At 40.8% G+C, this 19,998-nt stretch carries 15 protein-coding genes and 1 pseudogene; 2 read left to right on the forward strand and 14 right to left on the reverse strand.

The genetic code is table 11. The annotated features are described in order from the left end of the window. Positions 1-9: 9 nt before the first annotated feature. Entirely contained in the window at positions 10-1,137 is a 1,128-nt protein-coding gene (locus ACLL8Z_RS10910; protein ID WP_411274818.1) for a GAF domain-containing protein, read from the reverse strand. Between the two features lie 131 nt (positions 1,138-1,268). Between ACLL8Z_RS10910 and ACLL8Z_RS10915 the strand changes: the two genes are divergently transcribed. Beyond that, the gene (locus ACLL8Z_RS10915) at positions 1,269-1,631 is read left to right on the forward strand and encodes a response regulator transcription factor (RefSeq protein ID WP_411274819.1); all 363 of its coding nucleotides are present in this window, start codon (positions 1,269-1,271) and stop codon (positions 1,629-1,631) included. A 95-nt stretch (positions 1,632-1,726) separates the two neighbouring features. Here the strand turns inward: ACLL8Z_RS10915 and ACLL8Z_RS10920 are convergent, their stop codons facing one another. Then, positions 1,727-2,551, reverse strand: a complete 825-nt coding sequence (locus tag ACLL8Z_RS10920) for a murein L,D-transpeptidase catalytic domain family protein (protein ID WP_411274820.1) — start codon at positions 2,549-2,551, stop codon at positions 1,727-1,729. A gap of 114 nt (positions 2,552-2,665) precedes the next feature. Beyond that, a pseudogene (locus tag ACLL8Z_RS10925) lies at positions 2,666-3,075 on the reverse strand (heavy metal translocating P-type ATPase); the annotation flags it as partial. A gap of 84 nt (positions 3,076-3,159) precedes the next feature. Here ACLL8Z_RS10925 and ACLL8Z_RS10930 point away from each other — a divergent pair. Then, positions 3,160-4,047: a dienelactone hydrolase family protein gene (locus ACLL8Z_RS10930; RefSeq protein ID WP_411274821.1), complete on the forward strand. Its 888-nt coding sequence runs from the start codon at positions 3,160-3,162 to the stop codon at positions 4,045-4,047. Positions 4,048-4,123: 76 nt separating this feature from the next. Here the strand turns inward: ACLL8Z_RS10930 and ACLL8Z_RS10935 are convergent, their stop codons facing one another. The 11 genes from ACLL8Z_RS10935 to ACLL8Z_RS10985 all read right to left on the reverse strand — a co-directional run bounded on the left by ACLL8Z_RS10935 (position 4,124) and on the right by ACLL8Z_RS10985 (position 19,962). After that, on the reverse strand, positions 4,124-5,515 hold the full coding sequence (locus ACLL8Z_RS10935) for an amidohydrolase/deacetylase family metallohydrolase (RefSeq protein WP_411274822.1): 1,392 nt from the start codon (positions 5,513-5,515) through the stop codon (positions 4,124-4,126). 216 nt (positions 5,516-5,731) lie between these two features. Beyond that, on the reverse strand, positions 5,732-5,938 hold the full coding sequence (locus ACLL8Z_RS10940; RefSeq protein WP_411274823.1) for a heavy-metal-associated domain-containing protein: 207 nt from the start codon (positions 5,936-5,938) through the stop codon (positions 5,732-5,734). A gap of 28 nt (positions 5,939-5,966) precedes the next feature. After that, positions 5,967-8,237, reverse strand: coding sequence for a heavy metal translocating P-type ATPase (locus tag ACLL8Z_RS10945; RefSeq protein WP_411274824.1), 2,271 nt, complete (start codon positions 8,235-8,237; stop codon positions 5,967-5,969). Positions 8,238-8,336: 99 nt separating this feature from the next. Continuing rightward, positions 8,337-8,912, reverse strand: coding sequence for a helix-turn-helix domain-containing protein (locus ACLL8Z_RS10950; protein ID WP_411274825.1), 576 nt, complete (start codon positions 8,910-8,912; stop codon positions 8,337-8,339). Between the two features lie 42 nt (positions 8,913-8,954). Then, on the reverse strand, positions 8,955-9,947 hold the full coding sequence (locus ACLL8Z_RS10955; RefSeq protein ID WP_411274826.1) for an FAD:protein FMN transferase: 993 nt from the start codon (positions 9,945-9,947) through the stop codon (positions 8,955-8,957). Between the two features lies 1 nt (position 9,948). Further along, complete coding sequence (locus ACLL8Z_RS10960) at positions 9,949-12,144, reverse strand: PepSY domain-containing protein (RefSeq protein WP_411274827.1); 2,196 nt, start codon at positions 12,142-12,144, stop codon at positions 9,949-9,951. Between the two features lie 6 nt (positions 12,145-12,150). Next, entirely contained in the window at positions 12,151-12,642 is a 492-nt protein-coding gene (locus tag ACLL8Z_RS10965; protein ID WP_411274828.1) for a DUF2271 domain-containing protein, read from the reverse strand. Positions 12,643-12,644: 2 nt separating this feature from the next. Continuing rightward, positions 12,645-14,117 carry an ankyrin repeat domain-containing protein gene (locus ACLL8Z_RS10970; protein WP_411274829.1) on the reverse strand — a complete coding sequence of 491 codons (1,473 nt, stop codon included), beginning with the start codon at positions 14,115-14,117 and terminating at the stop codon, positions 12,645-12,647. A 403-nt stretch (positions 14,118-14,520) separates the two neighbouring features. Continuing rightward, positions 14,521-17,919, reverse strand: a complete 3,399-nt coding sequence (locus ACLL8Z_RS10975; protein WP_411274836.1) for an MBG domain-containing protein — start codon at positions 17,917-17,919, stop codon at positions 14,521-14,523. 583 nt (positions 17,920-18,502) lie between these two features. After that, positions 18,503-19,537: a response regulator gene (locus ACLL8Z_RS10980; protein ID WP_411274830.1), complete on the reverse strand. Its 1,035-nt coding sequence runs from the start codon at positions 19,535-19,537 to the stop codon at positions 18,503-18,505. A gap of 62 nt (positions 19,538-19,599) precedes the next feature. Then, complete coding sequence (locus ACLL8Z_RS10985; protein WP_411274831.1) at positions 19,600-19,962, reverse strand: response regulator; 363 nt, start codon at positions 19,960-19,962, stop codon at positions 19,600-19,602. Between the last annotated feature and the right edge of the window lie 36 nt (positions 19,963-19,998).

Here is a 19,998-nt window from a genome sequence, read left to right on the forward strand (position 1 = left end):
CAATAGTTGTTATGTAACCAAAAGTGGCTGGCCAACTTCAATATGCCATCCATCTGTCTCAGAAAAAAAATGAAACTCAGATTCCACTTGTTCGGGCGGATATAGCTGTGTTGGATCGGGCGAAGAATTTGAATTACTTTTAATAGAAATTTTTAATAAATATTTATCAACTAAAACACCTATATCGAGTTTTACGAAGATTGCAGATCCAACTTCGCTGGAATAAAGAGTACCGGATATTGGGTAATTCAACGCAGAGAAAATGCCGGCGCGAGAGAAGTAAATGTGATTATTTAATTCGTTTATCGTTATCTCAAGCTTCTGTTCTCTGCTGCGTGCTAATGGCCCGTACAAAGCAACTAACTTTTCTTTTAGTTGAACCAAACAAATACCTGAAGAATCCACCTCATTCCCGCTTTCGCTGAAGAGCTTTCTAGTAAGTTCTATCATGGATTTGCCCCGTTCATTGATCAAAGTAACAAAACCTTCTGCATCTGCAGAAGTATGAGGCATGTCCTTATCAATGAGTACTTCCGAAATGCCAATGATACCAGCTAAGGAGTCCTGCAGCTCCAGAGCGATGGTCTTTTGGTCTTTAATCTGGTTGTCCAGATCATTCTTAAGTTCCCGGACCAATTTATACGCTTTCAGTTTATTTACGACCTCGTCGGCAATGATCTTCAGGAATTCAATCTGCTCATTGCTTAATGTTTTCAGTTCTTTGTCCAGAACGCATAAAGAACCAATATGCACTCCGTCACTTGTTTTAAGAGGCACCCCAAAATAATACCTTAAATGCGGATTGCCTGTCACATAGAATTTATCCTTATGATTTTCATCGAGAGAGAGGTCCTTCACTTCGAAATGATCTTTTTCAAGGATAGTAAATTGACAAACAGAGTCTTCTCTCGACATCGATTTAACTGTTAACCCATAGTTAGCAATGGTCCACTGCCTGAAAGTGTCTATCAAATTAACTAGCGACACATCCATTCCCGTCGTTCTGGAAACCAGTTTCACGAAGTTTTGGAATTCGTCTTCTAGCTCGCTGTAATCGAGATCCAGGGCGCGCAGACTTGCCAGTCTCTCAGACTCATTAGAAGGAAGTTGGGCTTTACTCATTTTAAATTTTCTCATAAATATAATTGAGATTAACCTAATTTTCGCTTCGTTTGAAAAAAAAATCTCTTTATTATTCTTATTCAATAAATTCGGGCGTTTCAATTATCTTTATAAAATTAGCTGTCACCAAATTGTAAGAATAGAACATGAAGATTTTGATTGCTGAAGATGATGAGCTGATGCTTAGGACTTTGGAATTCCGTCTTAAGAAAGACGGACACGTCATTTTGATAGCGAGAGACGGACAACAGGCGATAGCGCTGATCGATGAGCATCAGCCTGAACTTGTAATCACTGATATAATGATGCCCTACTCGTCAGGAATGGAGATAGTTGGTTATATCCGGCAGAAATATCAGCAGAAAATCAAAGTGATTGTTTTATCCGGCATGGGCCAGGAGAATGTTATTCTGGAAGCTTTCCAAATGGGCGCCGATGACTACATCACCAAGCCATTCAGCCCAAATGAGCTGTCGGTAAGAGTTAACAGGTTCCGTCCCCGCCAATAGAAATTAAATCTCATAAGATCTAACTGGCGGTGGAAGTAGTTCCGCTGTGTTGTATTGCTCTTAAAATATCACCTTAACTTTGGGTTAGGTTTAAACTATATACTGATTTCTCCCGCCTGGATTTTAAAAGCTGCTAATTTTCCGACATTAAGATTTTGTTCAATGCCTTTCAAATACTGCGACTTCTCTACGCCTTCCCCATTAATAAATAAAAGTGTGTTGTCTTTTATATCGTTAATGATATCACTAAACAAATCCATTGGCAATGCCGGGCAACCTTGACTTCTCCCCAGACGACCGGTAGCATCAATAACTTCCTGGCTTACATACTCGGCGCCGTGTATTACAATAGCTCTGCCCCTGGCATTGTGATTCAATCCTGCATCTAATCCATCGAGTCTTAATGAACGTCCGTGTTTTCCCGTGTACACTTCAGCAGTTGTAAAGAATCCAACGCTGCTTTGATTTGATGATGGAGTATTGGAAAATGTCTCAGCCATTTTTTCACCACTACCCCTGCCATGGGCTACCAAGGTATTGAAAAGGATTTTGTTTGCCGTTAAATCTATAACCCACAATCTTTTCTGAGTACTTGGCAACGAAAGATCTACTACTGAAAGTATAGTCTTTGTAGCCGGTATAACATCCAAATTTTTAAGATTTTGATATCCGGTAAGGCCTTTCAGGAATACCTGGTAATCAAGACCACTGTTCGAAAGGCCAGCAAGTTTGTATATCGATAACGCATATTCATCAAAAAGTATATCTGCTGATTTTGCAGGCTTAGATTTTACCGTTGAAGCACCTACAGTTTGTTCAGTATTAACATCATTATCTGTTGTGGTGCTCTTAAAACTTAACGTAGCAATAGTAAGCAATAAAATGCCGATTATGGTTCCTGTTTTTAGTCCTTTTCTCATACAATACCTGTTATTATGATTGTTATATAATTACCTATATAAGCTCTAATATCGTTCCATAAATACCTGAATACAGAGACATTACAATTGAAAGACAATCGAATTGACGGTATTTTATACGGTCATTTTCTGTATTCTCACAGCATTAAGAATGGCCATTAATGCTACCCCCTGCATCGGCAATTACTGCCTCCCAAAATGTTGCTATCCGCCAGCTCCATGCCCTAAAACAATTACTTTGACCGCCATTGCTAGAATAATATTTTGCCATACGACATTCCTGGTTATTTTCCCTATCAGTATAGCAGAAACAATTTTCGAAGGCTGATCATTTTGTATCACAATTTCAGCAGTTTCAATGGTAGCGTCGCTGCATCAGCCAGGGCAACCACGGGCGCATCGTTCACTCCATCGCCCACGAAAGCCACATGCATACCTGCGTTTTTAAGCTCTACTACTTTCTGCACCTTCCCTGCTGGTAAAAGATGTCCATAAGTCGTTTCGATACCAAGCTTTTTCGATAGCCCACATAAAGGTTCCTCTGATTCCTATACCTGGAGGGAATTCATCTTAGATTCCATCAAGATTTTTTTTAGCTTAGCACTGTTATGGATCAAATCAGGAAAGAAGACATCAAACAGGAAGTGTTTGACCTTTATGACGACTACGCGCACAGCCGCATTGACCGCCGATCATTTATGCAGCAATTATCAGTTTATGCAGTAGGCGGGCTTACCTTAACATCGCTAATGAGTTTCCTTATGCCTGATTACAAAGGCAATATCCAAGTAAAGGCAGGCGATCCCAGACTTAATTCCGGTTACATCAACTATGAATCTCCAAAGGGGGGCGGTACTATTAAAGGCCTATTATCCAAACCTGTTCGTTCAAAAAAGAAACTTGGTGGAATTATCGTAGTTCATGAGAATAGGGGGCTGAACCCCTATATTGAAGACGTTTCCAGGAGAGCAGCGCTAGCAGGATTTATTGCTCTTGCACCTGACGCATTAACGCCACTGGGTGGTTATCCAGGGAACGATGATGAAGGACGAAATATGCAAAGTAAACGGAACGGCGCTGAAATGCTTGAAGATTTTATTGCGGCCTTTGAGTACCTTAAAAGCCATAAGGATTGCAATGGCAAAGTAGGTGTAGTTGGTTTTTGCTTTGGAGGAGGAATCTGTAATGCTATGGCTGTCCGGATTCCGTCGCTTGCTGCATCAGTACCTTATTATGGAGGCCAGGCTGTAATCGCGGATGTACCAAAAATCAAAGCACCTCTACAGCTGCATTACGCATCGCTTGACACACGGGTAAATGCTGGCTGGCCGGCATACGAAGCTGCATTAAAGGAAAATGGCAAAGAATATGAAGCTTTTATTTATGAAAATGTAAACCACGGCTTTCACAATGATACTACTCCGCGATATGATAAAGCAGCTGCTGAACTCGCGTGGAAGCGGACAATTAAATTTTTTAACAAGAACTTGAAGTAAGTTGGTTGGCATGGATTCTACAAAAAAACGTCTCCCAAACTGGAAGACGTTTTTTTACAAATCATATACTTGATTCTTAACGGCCTGAGCTAGCAGGTGCCGGGCCGACAGGCTGTCCTATTCCGTCAAGATCGTAAACCACATTACCATTGCGAATAGTCATTTCAGTTTGCAGTCGCTGCTTTCCGGCAATCTTTCCGCCTCTAACGGGCCAACCGTAATTTCCTACAGTAACTTTGAATATAGCGATATCAGCCACAGATCCTTGTGAAAGGTTGCCAAGTCCTTCGCGTTTGATGGCTTTTGCAGGATGCCATGTACTTGCAGCGATAACATCTTTTAAAGGCATACCGGTAGCCATAAACAGGCTCATGATGTTCTCCATTGACTTCATCGGTCCGTTCATACTTCCTGTGTGAAGATCTGTACTAATAGTAGTAGGATAAAAACCTGCCTTTACAGCTGGAACCCCCTGATTGTATAGGTAACTTGCACCTCCAAAACCAATATCGAAGACAACTCCTCTTTGCCTGGCTTTATACACAAACGGCTTAACTTTACCATTCATGTCAACAATCGATTCCCTCCCATCAGGACTCGATGTTCCGTTGCCGCCAAAGGCGTGAGTGTAGATATCGCCAGAGCGAAATTTGACATTAAATAAAGAATCAAGCGGTAGATAAGGGGCCGCAGAACCGAAATCGACCATGATTGGAATATTTGCAAGTCTTCCTGCTTCAAGTGCGCGGTCAGTTGGAACCCACGTCCGCCCATTGAAATGTGCTAGCTTCACACCAACAATATCATTTGGATATTTTTTAGCCATATCGGCAGTCTTAACTGCATCCATCTCGCCAATATTATTCTCTCCGGCGCCATCCATACCCGTACCTACGATGTTAAGCATTGCTAAAACACGTGTTTGAGAAACATCAATTGTTTGCTTTTTAAAAAGTTCGAAATCTCTCCAGCCGCTGCATCCCGCATCTACTACTGTCGTTACGCCGGTTCGAAAAGTGAAACCATCGGCTGGCAAGGCTGTGGGTGCATTTTTCAAATAGCTCCCTTCGTGGCCCCAGAAAAAGTGCACATGAAGATCAATCAATCCTGGGGTTACATACAATCCCTTACCGTCAATGATCTGGTCTGCCTGATCTGCAGGAATATTCTTTGCGACCTTAGCAATTTTACCTTCGATTGTGGGAACAGCAGCCCGCGCTGCTACAGCTTCACGGGCCGGACGATTGCCCTCTGCTGGTTGGGCTTCCATGGCTTCACGTGCGGGCAATCCCCGTATTCCGGATGTCACGGCGACATCCATTACTTCATTTATGTTATTTTTTGGATCAATTACATGCCCTCCCTTAATAATGTAACTATAAGGTTTGCCGGATGGCCGCGGCTGCTGCGCCCACGCCCCAATGCTCATGCTAATAAGTGAGCATAGTAATAAGAATTGTTTTTTCATTTTTGGTTTTTTAGTTCAGTACTGGAATATAGAAATAAACTTAAAGTGTAACAAGATGATTGAAGTCATCAGCTAAAATTTCACATACCAGGATGTTCTTATTCACATGTGGATCAGCGGGATAGACAGAATACACTCTAGTGTAACAATAACATTATAGGCGTGTGAATTTCTATAACAACCCAGTGGTGTCCCGGTGTAGTTATAACTGCAGCCTCAAACTTTCTCAGCTTCAAATCCCGATTTCACTATCGTGTCAATAATTTCGCCTTCAGAAATATTAGCCTCAACAGTCAATATCTTTTGTGGATTATCAAGATCTACGTTCCAATTATTTTCTCCGGCGAGGTTATTCAAAATAGGCGTCATTACAGAAAGGCATCCTGTGCATTTAATATTGGTCTTAAATTTTAGTTTGTTCATAATTTATAGTCTACATTGTTTTTTAAATTCAAAGATCTGCTGCTTTTAAGCGCAAGCTGTTCGTTATTACGGAAACAGAACTCAAGGCCATTGCGGCCCCTGCAATCATGGGGTCAAGAAGGAAGCCATTGTAAGGGTACAACGCTCCTGCAGCCAGTGGGATCGCAATAATATTGTAAATAAATGCCCAAAACAGATTTTGTCGAACGGTCTGGACGGTCCTTTTTGAGAGTTTTAATGCTTTAGGTATTGCTAAAAGATCAGAGGTGATGAGTGTCATCTTCGCTACGTCCATAGCAATATCAGAACCTTTGCCCATAGCAATGCTTACATCTGCCTGTGCTAGTGCATGTGAATCATTAATCCCATCGCCAACCATGGCTACAATCTTTCCCTGCGCCTGTAGATCTTTTGCAAAGTCGGCCTTTTCTGAAGGTAAAACTTCAGCTTTGAAATGTTCTATTTTTACTTCGCGCGCGACTGCGGCTGCGGTTTCCTGATTATCTCCTGTAAGCATGTAAACTTCAACTCCCATATTGCGAAGGAGTTGGATGGCTTTTGCAGATGTCGCCTTTACCTTATCAGCAATTGCAATTACCGCCAGAACATCCCGCTGGTCTGCAAAATAGATGACCGTGTTAGCCTGCTGCTGATATTGGTCAGCCATATCTTTTAGCGTGCCATCTATATGAATATTATTCTCAGAAATCATTTTGTGATTACCAGCGTAATATGTTTTTTCACTAAAAGTACCTTTAACTCCGCGCGCGGTTATACTCTCAAAAGATAAAGGCTCTATGCCTGTAAATCCGGTCTCTTTCAAATAGTTCACTACCGCATCAGCAAGCGGATGCTCGGATCTTATTTCAAGGCTGTAGAGAATTACTTTCAGATTATCAATGCTACCCGCATCCGAACACCATTTTATGGCATTTACAACTGGTTTCCCTTCGGTAATAGTACCCGTTTTATCAAGTATTATGGCATTAACTTTGTACCCCAGTTCAAGGCTTTCGGCATCTCTTATAAGTATGTTATTTTCTGCTCCTTTTCCAATTCCAACCATAATCGCTGTGGGTGTTGCCAGTCCTAAAGCGCATGGGCATGCAATTACAAGTACAGTCACCGACGTTAATAAGGCGTGGGTAAAGCCATTTTCACCGCCAAAAAGCATCCATAGTACAAACGTCAATATGGATATTCCGATGACCACAGGTACAAATATTCCTGAGATCTTGTCAACCAGCTTCTGCACCGGGGCTTTACTGCCTTGAGCCTCCTGAACCGCTTTAATAATTTGTGCGAGCAGTGTATCACTGCCTATCATATCCGCTCTAAACTGAAAACTTCCTTTCTGATTGATTGTTCCCGCAAATACCTTCGAATTCTTGTCCTTTTGTACAGGAACAGGCTCACCGGTGATGGTGCTTTCATCTATATATGAAGAACCCGAAGTTACAGTTCCATCAACAGGGATTTTTTCACCCGGACGGACAATGATTATATTCCCGCGAACGACGGAGCTTACCGGGACTTCTTCTTCTAAATTGTTTATAAAGATCCTGACAGTTGTGGGCTGCAGGCCCATCAATTTTTTTATGGCTGAAGATGTGTTGGATTTGGCTCTTTCTTCAAGCAGTTTCCCTAAGGATATAAAGACAATTATGACAGATGCTGCTTCATAATACACATGCGGAAATAAGCCCCGCTGATACCAGAATTCAGGGAACAAAGTATTAAACACACTGAACATAAAAGCAATTCCGGTGCTAAGAGCTACCAGCGTATCCATATTCGCTTTACCATGTTTTGCCTGCTTCCATGCGTTGATAAAAAACGAACGGCCAAACCAAAACAAAACAGGAGCAGTTAACAACATGGAGATCCAATTCCCGTTTGACATTCCTCCCTCCCGGCCTGGTTGTTCCATGAAGAACATGCCAATAACAACAACCGGTAGGGTTAGTATTGATGCAAGGACAGTCCTGTTTATAATCTCTCTGTAATTCGCCCGTTGTAGCTCTTCCTGTACCTGCGAAGGATTTTCAAGGTCAATCAGAATATCATAACCTGCCGAACGTACTGATTTCTGCAACTCGAAAGGGTTGGTTTTATTCTCGTCATACTCAGCCCAGGCAATCTGATTAGCGAAGTTCACCCCAGCGTCAGCAACGCCTGTGGATAATTTTAACATCGACTCAACACTGACTGCACAGCCTGCACAAGTCATTCCCGTTACGGGGAAATTTTTCCGGATGGTTTTTGAATTTAATGTTTGTGATGCGTTAAGTACTGACATGATAATCATTTTAATATAACCCAAAGTTAGGCTAGTAAAGTGATTAGGCATTACAGAATTCCATGAAAGACTTATACAACTTTATGACCGAGTGGCGATTCAGATTGCATCTAATGGTCTTCGCTTCATATCAATTGCCCTTGTTTTTTTGAACTGAGATGGAGTTTGACCTGTAATTTTTTTGAACTGGGCAGAGAGGTGTGCGATACTGCTATAACCTAATTTAAAACCAATCTCACCAAGACTAAGTTCATCATAGAACAAAAGCTCTTTCACCCGTTCAATTTTTTGGCGGATGATATATTGCTCAAGAGTAATTCCCTCTACGGATGAGAACAAAGTGCTCAAGTAGTTATATTCATGAAAAACCTGGTCGGAAATAAATTTAGACCAGTTTACCTTGACGTCTAAATATTCTGAACGGTGAATTTTTTCAATGATGAGATTTTTAATCCGACCAATAAGTATGGTTTTGCTGCTATCGAGCAACACAAAACCAAGTTCTATAAGCTTATTAGCCAGTTTGAGACGTGTGCCATCATCGACTTCATTCTCCTCCAAATGCACCACACCCATTTCGACCACACTTGGGTGCAAACCAATTGACTGGAGTTCTTTCCTTACAGCGGTTATACAGCGGTTACACACCATATTCTTTATGTGAAGCTCTAACATTAGATTAAAGGTAGTAAGTAGAGGGCGGCTATCATAATTTGATCAATTTATCTGCCCGACAAGTTCAACACCCAGATTTTTTGTAGCGGTAACTCTTCCTTTGTCGTCAACGAGAATCCCCCGATATTGGATATGATCCCTTAAAAGTTTCAGCCCCTTCCTCTTCCCAAGTACCATAATTGATGTACTAAGTCCGTTTGCAAATTCGGCGCTAGGGCCCAAAACAGTAACACTTGATAATCCGGAGGCCGGGTAACCAGTTTTAGGATTGATAATGTGGGCATACCGTTTACCGTTAAACACGACATATTTTTCATAACTCCCTGATGTAACTGCAGCCTCATCTTCAAGCGGTAATATGGCAAATAATTCATTGTCGTCGATCGGGTTCGTCACACCTATTTTCCAGGTGTCTCCAGATGGATGCCTTCCCCAGCTGTTCATATCGCCCGAACCGTTGACAATGCCCGCCATTACGCCTTTTTTAATCATTATCTCACGACATTTGTCGGCTGCATATCCCTCTCCAAGCGCTCCGAATCCTATCTTCATTCCTTCTTTCGTAAGAAAAATTGTGCTGTTAACTTTGTCCAATAAAATATTCTTGTAGCCTATTTTTTCTACTGACCTTTTTATCGCTACCGGAGAAGGCATTGCAGTCATCGAGCCATCGAATTTCCATATTCTGTCCATTGCCGCAAAACTGATATCGAAAGCACCATTGGTAATGCGTGAAAGATATAACGCACGTTCAGTAAGCTCAAAGACTTCCTGGTCAACTTTGACGGGTCTGATTCCAGCATTTCTGTTTACTTCCGAAATTTGAGTTTGAGGCCTCCAGTCGGAAATTAAATTTTCAATCCGTGTTACTTCGGCAACCACAATGTCGATAAATGCGTTAGCTTTTGCAGTATCTTTTGACACAATTGTAATATCAAACCTACTTCCCATAAGGCGTACCGCCCTCTCCTGAAGCACCTGAGCACTACAACCCAGCGCCGAAATTAATAACACAACGATTGTAAATGCTCTCATATCAATAACAGTCCGTAAGTATTTGGCCCCGGGCCTCATAAAAGCTTATACCTTTGTGACCAATTCTCTGGCAAATCCCTTCAAGCAATTTGATTACGTCCCGCTGCATAGCCAAAGACCCGCAAATCATAATCACTCCCCCTTCACTTAAACATCGGGCTACAAACGTTTCGTCAGGGGCAAGAATATCTTTAACGTATTTTTTCTCGCCCTCACGTGAATATGTCACATGGAGCCCATTTAGTTTGTGCGTTTCCACGCTTTTATCCAGGATATTTCTATAAACGCTAAATGACTGATCATTTCTGAAACCACAATACAAATAGCAGGGTTTCATTTTCTTGTTCTGGTCAATCATTCCGAGAAAGGGCGCAATACCTGTCCCATTCGAGATCATTATCACCATAGAAGCATCCGGCGGAAAATGAAAATGTGCATTTTTGTCTATACGTGCTTTAACCGTTTGTCCTGGTTTCAAATTGTACAAAAATTGTGATCCTAAGCCCATAGCATGATTCTTCACACTTAACTGAATAGTGCCGTCTATTTTTCCAATTGAATAAAGGCGTTCGCGATGATCATTTGCTGGGTGAATAGCGAGCAAATCGCCAGAAGTGTATTTAACACGGTTCAAAGGTTTCAGCTTAATGAGAAATGCACCTTCTGAATTTGCCAGTTCAGATCGCTCGACCACTGTTAATGTTTGCGGTCGTATGGGTTTCATTTTGAATTCTTTTGCAGAAATATTCAGGGGCACTTGTGCAAGCTGCGACCATAATGAAGCCCACTGCATGAACTCTTCAGGCGATTTATCATTAACCGTATGGATATCTGAAAGAGGCAGGGCCCAGTCTTGTTCCATGAGATTGTTATTAACTTCATAAGCATACTTACAGAAATCAGGATAAGCATGCGAACCAAAACCTATTACGGAGAAATAAACCTTATTAGGCTGCTTTGTTGTTCTGAGTCTATCCAGGAATTTTATTGCATTTGTTGGAGCATCACCAAGTCCGTAAGTAGCAGTAAGAATTAGAAGATGCTCGGCCTTGGTATATAATTCGAAGCTATTCATTTCTCCTATATAGCATTTTTGATTTGCATCCAGCAGTTGCTGGAAGATAGACTTGGCAAATAGAAAAGTACTCCCATTTTCAGAACCGACAAGAATGATAAAACGGCATTCGTCAGCTTTGAATATGTTTTTTAACCTGGTAGCCCGTCGCCTAAACGTAATTGCAAAACCAGAATAAATAAAGAATAAAATGTTTACAGTCGCTATTGCAAGGATTATTGCCCAGATGCTGTTTGTACGTCCGGTGTGAAGGTCGAGGCTAAATTCGGTAAACAATGTGCTACGAGAGTACGATACCTCACTCAGAATATTCCCGTTAAGCTGATTAACCAGCAATTCCCGGTCATCCATTTTCAAAGTGTAATAATCTTCCGGATCTTCAGAAAACGGAAATTCTATACTCTTGACGTCGGAAAGAAGCGTGTTTCTGAAAACTGTAAATTGCGCTGGATCTAATTTATCATCAGAGCTTATATTGTGGGAATTGATTTGGTGGGAAATTTGTTGGGGTTTAAAAACCTCGAACCTTGCCAGTGATAAATAAGTTCCCGTAAAAGCAACAATAATTATTGGTATCAGTGAAAGCCGTCCCAGCACCACATGGTAATATTGAGTGAAATTCTCCTTCACAATTTTTGTAAAAAAGCGCTTTATCCCACGCTGGCGCTGAATAACCAGCACCGTGCCTGACAGCGCTATAAGAAGAAGTAAAAATGATGTGATGCCTATTAAAAATCTCCCTGTTTCCTTTAAAAAAAGTGAACGGTGAAAAGCAGTAACCCATTGAAAAAAGTCGCTTTGTACCGCAGGTGTACCCAGAGACTTTCCTGTCCGTGGATCGATAAATAGAGATATATTTTCGCCTTCGCTATTCGTACCATTAAGAATAACAAATTTATTATTGTCAACTGCGATATCGGTGATTACCGGATACGCTTTTCGTATCGCCGGCAGCGACTCAGCCAAAGTAATGCTATTGAACTCGTGAACACGATATGGAAGGGTCTTTTGCGCAACAGGATCGAACGCCAGAATTATCCCCGTAAGGGATGCAACCAGAATAAACAAAAAAGAAGATACTGCCAATGAGAGATGGCTGTATCTCCAGATTGAAATAGTCATAACATGTTAGTTAGGACTCATCCGGACATAACGTATAAATCCTGTTCCATCAATTTTACCTGAAACATTGGCGCTTGTCAGAGGGACTTCCAGGTCGTTTTCATGGTATTCCTTATCCTCAACAGCTACCTCAAATCGTAACTTATAACCTTTGTTTATTTTTGAGTCCTCAATTTCGAAAACCTTTATACTTCGATCACCCCCGGCTACAGACGCACCGGTAATAGCACTGATATTTGCTGGGTTTTTTTTATTGAATTTATGCCACTCTTCCAGATCTTTATACCATTTTTTATCTTTTGCGAACATGTAAACAGTCTTTTCATAGACTCCCTTGGGATTAATTAGCGACACTACGATATATGCTTCCTCTCCCGCATAGTTTGTCATTTGAATCATACACTTATATTTTTTACTGCCTGCTTTCTGCGCGAACGTACTTATTCCGCTGCATATAAGTATTATTAGAAGTAATATTAGGTTAAGAACTTTAGCCATGATTATTTAAGAAAGTCTATTGATACTTTATTATTAGATAAAAATTCATTTTCATCGGCTAAGTCGTAAGCAGTTTCACCAAATTCGGTTTTTGCATCCTTTTTTGCTCCCGTCGCCAAAAGGTATTTAATAATACTGTCATCTTTCGCACCCATTGCAGCTTTATGTAAAGCGGTATAACCTTCCCCATTCTTAGCATTTTTATCGATGTTCAAGTTTTCAATCCTCTTCATAAGCCCCAGATCATTTTTAGCGATCGCTAAATGATATAGTGTGTTACCGCTTTTTTGAGGAGTTGCCAGGTCCAGTCCCTTATCCTGCAGCATTTTCATCTTCGCATCAAAGGCTGCTGCGTTCTGAGCAGTGAATGACTGAACTAGATAGTAGGCCAGGTTATCACCGTTTGCGTCAACCACGTTCACATCAGCACCTTTAGCAATAAGTGCTCCTGCAATCTCCGGATTATTACCTTTAACAGCAAAGGCAAGCGCAGAAACTCCACTTTTGTTCCGTTGGTTGACATTCTTAACGCTTGTTGCGAAAAGTTCAATTGCATTAAGGTCTCTGTTCGACGCTGCTGCAATCATTAGAGCCGTATTTCCGTCATTGTCAGCTTTGTTCACATCCACGCCCTTTGAAATAAAATATTTTATTATCTCGGATTGCTTATCTCTTCTTGCAAGGCCATGCAGGGCTGTCTGCCCGTTTTTAGCCACCACTGCGGGGTTCAACTTCAAGCTTTCCAGCAACTGAAATAACTCTATTGTATTGGCTCCGCCTCTCCCACCTTGCGAAGCAAGAATAAAAGCGCTATCATTAAATTTTACGCCCCTTTCAATCAGTTTAGCTAGCACATCTATTCTGCCCGCCCGGGCTACATAATTAAAAATCGTATTACCATTGTCATCGGTACTATTAATATCCAGGCCTTTCGAAGTAAAGTAGTTTAACAGTGCAAAATCTTTATCTGCACCTGCACTTAGCAATAAAGCATTTGCACCATCCTCGTTGACATCTTTTTTAATATCTGCTTTTTTATTCAAAAGAAGATCATACACCTTTGTGTTCGCCTGGCCGGAACCGGCAGCGAAATTTACTGCGCTTGCACCATGATCATCGATCAAGTCTAACTTTGCACCATTTTTAAGCAGGTATTCCATCAATTCGATATTTCCAGCAGAAGCTGACCAGAAAATATAAGTTCTGCCATCGTGGGTTAGCTTGTTCACATCGTTTCCTTTTTGCGACAGAAGGAACATTATGGATTCATTCGGAGCCTTCTCGGAAATTGCAAACACTACCGGATCATAACTCGCATTGTTTAATTCTGCAGGGTTATTCCCCTTCTGTATCAGCTCCTGGATTGACGCAACAGACGGTGCCGTTTTCCAATAACCACGGTCCAGAAAAATGTTAGTTTGAGCGGTGGCACCAATGCTTCCAAGTGCGATCAGGGCTGTAAATAAGTATTTCATTCCTTTTATTTCTTTTTATTTCGATATTATTAACACCTTCCACAAGCCATATCTTCAAATCAATTGCAAGTTAATAAGAATAATTCTAAATAACACGATTTACTGACAAATTCATGCTTTAATCACCTAATTAGAATCTTTCTGTTTGTAGAAAAATCACGAACCAAGACTTATTATTGAGATTTGTGAAGTGGGATGGAAAATAAACTAACGTTCGTGTTAATTGATCGAAGAGAGTCCAAATTAGCCATACCATTTAGACCATAGTACTAAACGAAATTCCGGATCAGGAATGCAAGTCACAAATGTAAATAAAGACGGGTAATGAATTTTAATAAGGAAAATTTACCGGTATTTATCTACGCTTTTAGTAGAATCGACCGCGACAAGATTTTGTTTTAACTCAATCAACAACAGAAATATAGCCTTTTAACTTTGCTGTTTTATTTTCCAGTTCAAGAAGGTAGTAATAAGTACCGGCAGGCAAAGTGCCACCCTTGTGAGTCCCTTTCCAGCTATTAACGTAATTTTTCTGATTGAAAACCTGTTTTCCGCTTCGGTCTAGTATCCAAAGCTCATTTCCCGGGTAGTATTCGATATTTCTAATAATGAAGGCGTCATTAATGCTATCAAAGTTGGGGGAAATCAAATTAGTACAGGTAATAATCGGGCTATCTGTTACAATAATGTCCATTTTCGCTTCATTTATACACCCATCTTCACTGATTAACCGCACACTAATCGTCCCGCTTTGCTCAGCTGTTAAATTTATCGAATTATCCTGCTCTCCCGCGATTCGTTGATTATTAAAATACCATTGAAATTTTCCTGACCCCTGGACGGTCATAACTAATGCAATCCCCCGGGGCAGTAGAGTTCCTTTTTCGGAGATAATATGAACTGGTTTATGGCGGACTACAGGTAATGCATAGGTAAAAACTGCGGAATCTATGCCCCCATTTGCATTACCACCATTGTCTGTAAGAACAATTCGGAGATTTAAAACACTGCCAAAACCAGCTGCCTGATTATATTTTAATTGTGAAACTCCATTTTCCGGCTGGCTTACTTCCAGGTTTCGTTTGGATTTTAGATCCATTACCCGAATCGTTACTTCCTGATTTTTTTCAGGCCCGGCAGTGATTCCTGTCAATTTTATGAGCCCATCTGAACAAACAATTCCAATCGGAATTTTAGTCATTTCAGGAGGTTCATTCAGATCTAAAAGCGTGATGGGTATTTTTTTTTCAGTTAATTCACCGTATGCATCTTCCGACCTGACTCGGATAGAAAATACACTCCTTTGCTCGTAATCCAACGGATTAACTGAGACAATTGAGGTACCCTTAATTTTGAATAAATTATTGTCCTCATCACCATCTCCTTTTGTAAGAATAAAAGTAGACCTCTGATCGTCATGGTTGCTTTGATAGAAACTGGCCGCAAGAATACCTGAAACCATGTTCTCAAAGAGATTGTAATATTTAACATTAAAATCAGTGCTTCCCTTCGGCGAGATAGTTAAAATTCCGGGCTGATAGGTTATAGCATAATTCTTAGCCGCGGCTCCGATTAAGTTAATTGAATATTTTCCAATTGGCGAGCTTTCTGATGCTAAACAAGTGAATTGGGGTTTAGATAACAAGTTTTCGACATTATCATCATTTACAAAGCCTTCATAAATCCCAGCGAATTTAGGATTAGCGGAACCGGCAAGCTTTGTTTGGTTGCTAGCTTTTATTAGTAAAGGCGCTTTCTGAACAGCTATAATTTCCTGAAGCAATTTCATATTATAATTACTTTCAAGAGTAAGAGAACCTGCTACAATGGAATATATTCCAACACTATCGCCCTTCGCCTTTTCCAAATTGCCGGCAAATTTATCGTCATTCAACAGAGAACCTGAAATTATTTCGTATCTAATTTGAGGCTGAACAGTGCCATAGGTAATTACCTGTCCGGCAATAGGCTTAACAACCACCGGCCGGGCCATAATAGCTATTGGCCGCGCGATCTTTTCTGCCAGATATGCATTGTCACCACTTTGAAATGCAATGATACTAGTTTTGCCTGCTTTCAATATTCTTGCGGAGTCGCCCTTAATGAATAGGATTGCAGGATCCTCTGCGGAATATTCTACAGTCAATCCGGCAGACGATTGAATAGGACCCAGTTTGAAAACCGGGTCACCGTAGATCTTGTTGCTCAAACCCGGCAAATCAATGGCCTGCTTTTCTTTTTGAATGGTTGTAAAAAGCCAGGAAGCTAAGGGAGAGAGATTCTTGTCAAACAAGTTATTAGCTCTATCCTTCACAATTCCGTTATCTACTGAGATTCGTAGTGTGGCAGCAGCAGGTAGATTTTTTAACTTAAGAGTCAATGACTTATGGTCATCTGACAATTCTATGTATTTATCGATAATCGCCTGGCGAACATTATATTTTACAATAATTTGACTTGCATTTGATATAGTTATTGACCCTGAGTCACTTAACACCACTGCCTCGTCGAATGTGATAAGAGCATTCAATGTACGAGGAATTCCTGAGCTAAGGTCAGCCGGGAAGGTATTAACAATCGTTGGGCCAATACCATCTTTTACAGTCAGTTGGCCTGACTGAACGGAAGTTCCAGACTCATTTGAAATTCGTAAAATGATTTCATGAGAACCAACGTGGGATCTTGATGGTTTGCCTGAAAGTGAAATATTAAAGGCAATTTCTTTGACATTATAGTTGTGATAATCCGCAACAAGTACGTTACCGTCATTGTTCAAACAAATACCTGTTGGGTTATTAAGATTCGAAGCAGTTTTCCCTTTTTTCACGTCATCTTCGCCGCTTACAGTAATAGATATGACTTTTCCGGAAGGGCTAATCCTGCGAATACGATGGTTCAGCTGATCAGTTACATACAGATTTCCTACAGAGTCGGCAACAATACCTGATGGATATTTAAATGCAGATTTAATGCCTTCTCCATCGCGAAATTCGAACTCTCCGGTTCCTGCGAAAGTGCTAACTTCACCTTCAGCGCTTATTTTACGGATTCGATTGTTTACCTGATCTGTTACGTAGATGTTGCCGGACCTATCGACGGCAATCCCGGTAGGTGTGTTAAACTTTGCAAGCTTACCTTTTCCTTCAGCAAAACCTGCCTGCCCGCTGCCGGCCAGGGTTGAAACTTTGCCTTCTGGTGAAATCATTCTAATTCGGTTATTACCTCTATCGGCAACATAAACGAAACCTCTCAAGTCTACACTAATACCTGCAGGGCTATTAAACCTTGCAGCAAATGCATCTCCATCAACATATCCCGGCGTCTGGCCGCCCGCTAATGTACTAACTACCCCTACAGGGCTTATTCTACGGATTGAATGGTTTTGCTGATCAGAAATATAAACATATCCGTGATGGTCAACTGCAATGCCTGAAGGTGTATCGAACCGGGCTTCAACGCCTGTCCCATTGGCAAATCCTGCGGCCAGGCTACCCGCAAGAGTCGTAACTTCGCCTTTAGGGCTTATTTTCCGAATGCGATTATCGACTTGATCAGCAACATATGTAGTGCCTTTTGAATCTGATGCCAGTGCATAAGGGGCAAAGAATCGCGCCGTATTTCCAGTGCCATTAGCTGACCCGGCGGTTTCACTTCCTGCCAGGATCCTTACCTGCGGATCGCTGTGTAATTTAAGCCATTCGGGTTTACTAATCGCCATAATTTTGGTTTCTAAACGATCAGCAGTTGCGATCTTGATCACATTGGAGTATTCTTTATCATATTTTACCTCTCCGGAAAGCACACTCAAAATTTTTGGCGGGCCGGATGTAATTATTGAATCCCAACCATTTAGAGTGATTGTCGATTTTGAAACCAAAGGTTTGCCGGAGGAGTTGTAAGATGTAGGTTGTTTACCACGAATACAATATGGAATTTTTTCCAGGCAGTAAAGGGAGTTGCCATTTATAAAAACCAGCACTATCAATACAACAAGAAATGGACTTCGATTTCTCTTTGGACAAACTCCAGGGTTTATGTTTCTGAGTTCTGGACGACCTATCCAAAAGTCCCAAAAAATACATTTCACCAACTGACTGATACCCGATTTGATTTCCACAATAGTCCTTCTATTCAAATCCTTGGATTGGACCAATTATTTCACTTCTACCGTTAGTTTGAGAAAATGTTACAACTATTTAATGCTTAAATTAAAGGTCTCAGATTATCAGCCTATTGGGACTAAAGTTTAATACAACGGGGGGTAGAAGGCCAAACTGAGCGATATAAAATTTTTATTGATTCAGCTCAAAATCAGGAAATAAAGAGCAGAAATGGTACGGGTGATGGAGATTAAGGTTTTTTAGGAATAGTAGGACCGGGATGGTTTATTTAGAGTCTCTGCTGAGACTAATCTCCTCTGCTTTATGTGTTATCTCCCTGACTATGTCATCGAGTTCATGGGCTGAATCCAGGACGTAACCAAGCAATTCCAATTTAAGCTGTTCATCGCTTGCGGGGTGTTTAATAAGACTAATCAATCCCATGAGCCTTGCGATAGGGGCGCGCACAACATGCGATTGGATCCAGGAGATTTCGCCAAATCGTTGATTTTGCTTCTCTATGGCGTCAATATAATTGATACGCTCAGTTATATCATGAGCTACCATTATCTGCGCTATTTTACCTTGAAAAAGAATTTCGCGGGTTTTTTTTTCCACAAAAATCACCTTCCCGCATTTCTTCCTATGACGAAAAATTTCCTTTTGTTGAGCTTTCTCAATATCATGCCATCCCGCTAAATGAGGAGTTGCTTCTAAAACCAAATCTACTTGCGGTTCTAAATCATGGATCTTCATTGACATAAATTCATCTTCGGTAAATCCATATCGTCGAATAGCTGCTTCATTCACATCCAGAAAGTTCTTGCTTTCATCATCATATACCCAGGTAGGATCGGGACTGAGGTGGAATAAGTTACTATATCTTTTTTGCGATTCTTCGAGTTCTGAATGCGTTTTCTTTCGTTCAATGTTGTATATAATGCTCTTATAGAGAGATGAGGCACTCAACTCGTCCTTTAAAAGGTAGTCTGATACGCCCAGAGAAAGAGATTTTACGCTAAATTCGAAATCTGTATATCCTGTCAGTACAATAATTGGGCAATCAGGACATATCTCTACCATATCCCTAATCAATTCCGAGCCGTCGCCATCAGGCAAAGTTAAGTCTAGCATCACCAAATCGAACCTCAACACAGAATCCCCGGTCATTAGTTTTTTTGCGTCCCCTAAACTGGTGGCATGCACAAAATGGGGCATATAAATATATTCCAGAACATAATCTTCGATGAGCAAAAAATCCCCTGGATTGTCTTCGACTATGAGGATATTATAATGTCTCGAATCTTTTTTATGGACCATTCATTTTTATTTAGGAAGCTGGACAATATTAATCCAAAAATCTTCAATCTTTGATATAGCATTTATAAATCCGCGGCTTTTACAGGCTTTGTGATATAACAGTTTGCATGATTCTGATAAGACATGTTTATATCTGATTCCGTTGAAGAAGTCGTTAACATGATTACTGGAATATGTTTAAGACCTGTATGTTGTTTGACGTGTTGGAGTACTTCGTGTCCATTCATTCGGGGTATATTCACATCAAGTATAATGAGGTCAGGCAAAGTATCCCATTTCAAATCGACCGCTAGTAGATCAATGGCAGATCTTCCATCACGCACAACCCGTGTCCTGTCTAAAATCTTTCCTTCTTCGAAGGCCTCGGTCGTCAGGAGTATATCTCCCTCATTATCCTCGACAAGCAATATATCAACTAGCTTCATAAGCCCATAATCAGGATCTATTTAACTATTCAAAAG

The organism is Daejeonella sp. (assembly GCF_046590655.1).
GTDB lineage: Bacteria > Bacteroidota > Bacteroidia > Sphingobacteriales > Sphingobacteriaceae > Daejeonella.

Bases quoted from the DNA above. Each gene is read 5' to 3' on its own strand.
- ACLL8Z_RS10970 (WP_411274829.1), bottom strand. From the start codon at position 14,117: ATGAAATACTTATTTACAGCCCTGATCGCACTTGGAAGCATTGGTGCC.
- ACLL8Z_RS10960 (WP_411274827.1), bottom strand. From the start codon at position 12,144: ATGACTATTTCAATCTGGAGATACAGCCATCTCTCATTGGCAGTATCT.
- ACLL8Z_RS10965 (WP_411274828.1), bottom strand. From the start codon at position 12,642: ATGGCTAAAGTTCTTAACCTAATATTACTTCTAATAATACTTATATGC.
- ACLL8Z_RS10950 (WP_411274825.1), bottom strand. From the start codon at position 8,912: ATGTTAGAGCTTCACATAAAGAATATGGTGTGTAACCGCTGTATAACC.
- ACLL8Z_RS10985 (WP_411274831.1), bottom strand. From the start codon at position 19,962: ATGAAGCTAGTTGATATATTGCTTGTCGAGGATAATGAGGGAGATATA.
- ACLL8Z_RS10935 (WP_411274822.1), bottom strand. From the start codon at position 5,515: ATGAAAAAACAATTCTTATTACTATGCTCACTTATTAGCATGAGCATT.
- ACLL8Z_RS10955 (WP_411274826.1), bottom strand. From the start codon at position 9,947: ATGAGAGCATTTACAATCGTTGTGTTATTAATTTCGGCGCTGGGTTGT.
- ACLL8Z_RS10915 (WP_411274819.1), top strand. From the start codon at position 1,269: ATGAAGATTTTGATTGCTGAAGATGATGAGCTGATGCTTAGGACTTTG.
- ACLL8Z_RS10945 (WP_411274824.1), bottom strand. From the start codon at position 8,237: ATGTCAGTACTTAACGCATCACAAACATTAAATTCAAAAACCATCCGG.
- ACLL8Z_RS10930 (WP_411274821.1), top strand. From the start codon at position 3,160: ATGGATCAAATCAGGAAAGAAGACATCAAACAGGAAGTGTTTGACCTT.
- ACLL8Z_RS10980 (WP_411274830.1), bottom strand. From the start codon at position 19,537: ATGGTCCATAAAAAAGATTCGAGACATTATAATATCCTCATAGTCGAA.
- ACLL8Z_RS10910 (WP_411274818.1), bottom strand. From the start codon at position 1,137: ATGAGAAAATTTAAAATGAGTAAAGCCCAACTTCCTTCTAATGAGTCT.
- ACLL8Z_RS10920 (WP_411274820.1), bottom strand. From the start codon at position 2,551: ATGAGAAAAGGACTAAAAACAGGAACCATAATCGGCATTTTATTGCTT.
- ACLL8Z_RS10940 (WP_411274823.1), bottom strand. From the start codon at position 5,938: ATGAACAAACTAAAATTTAAGACCAATATTAAATGCACAGGATGCCTT.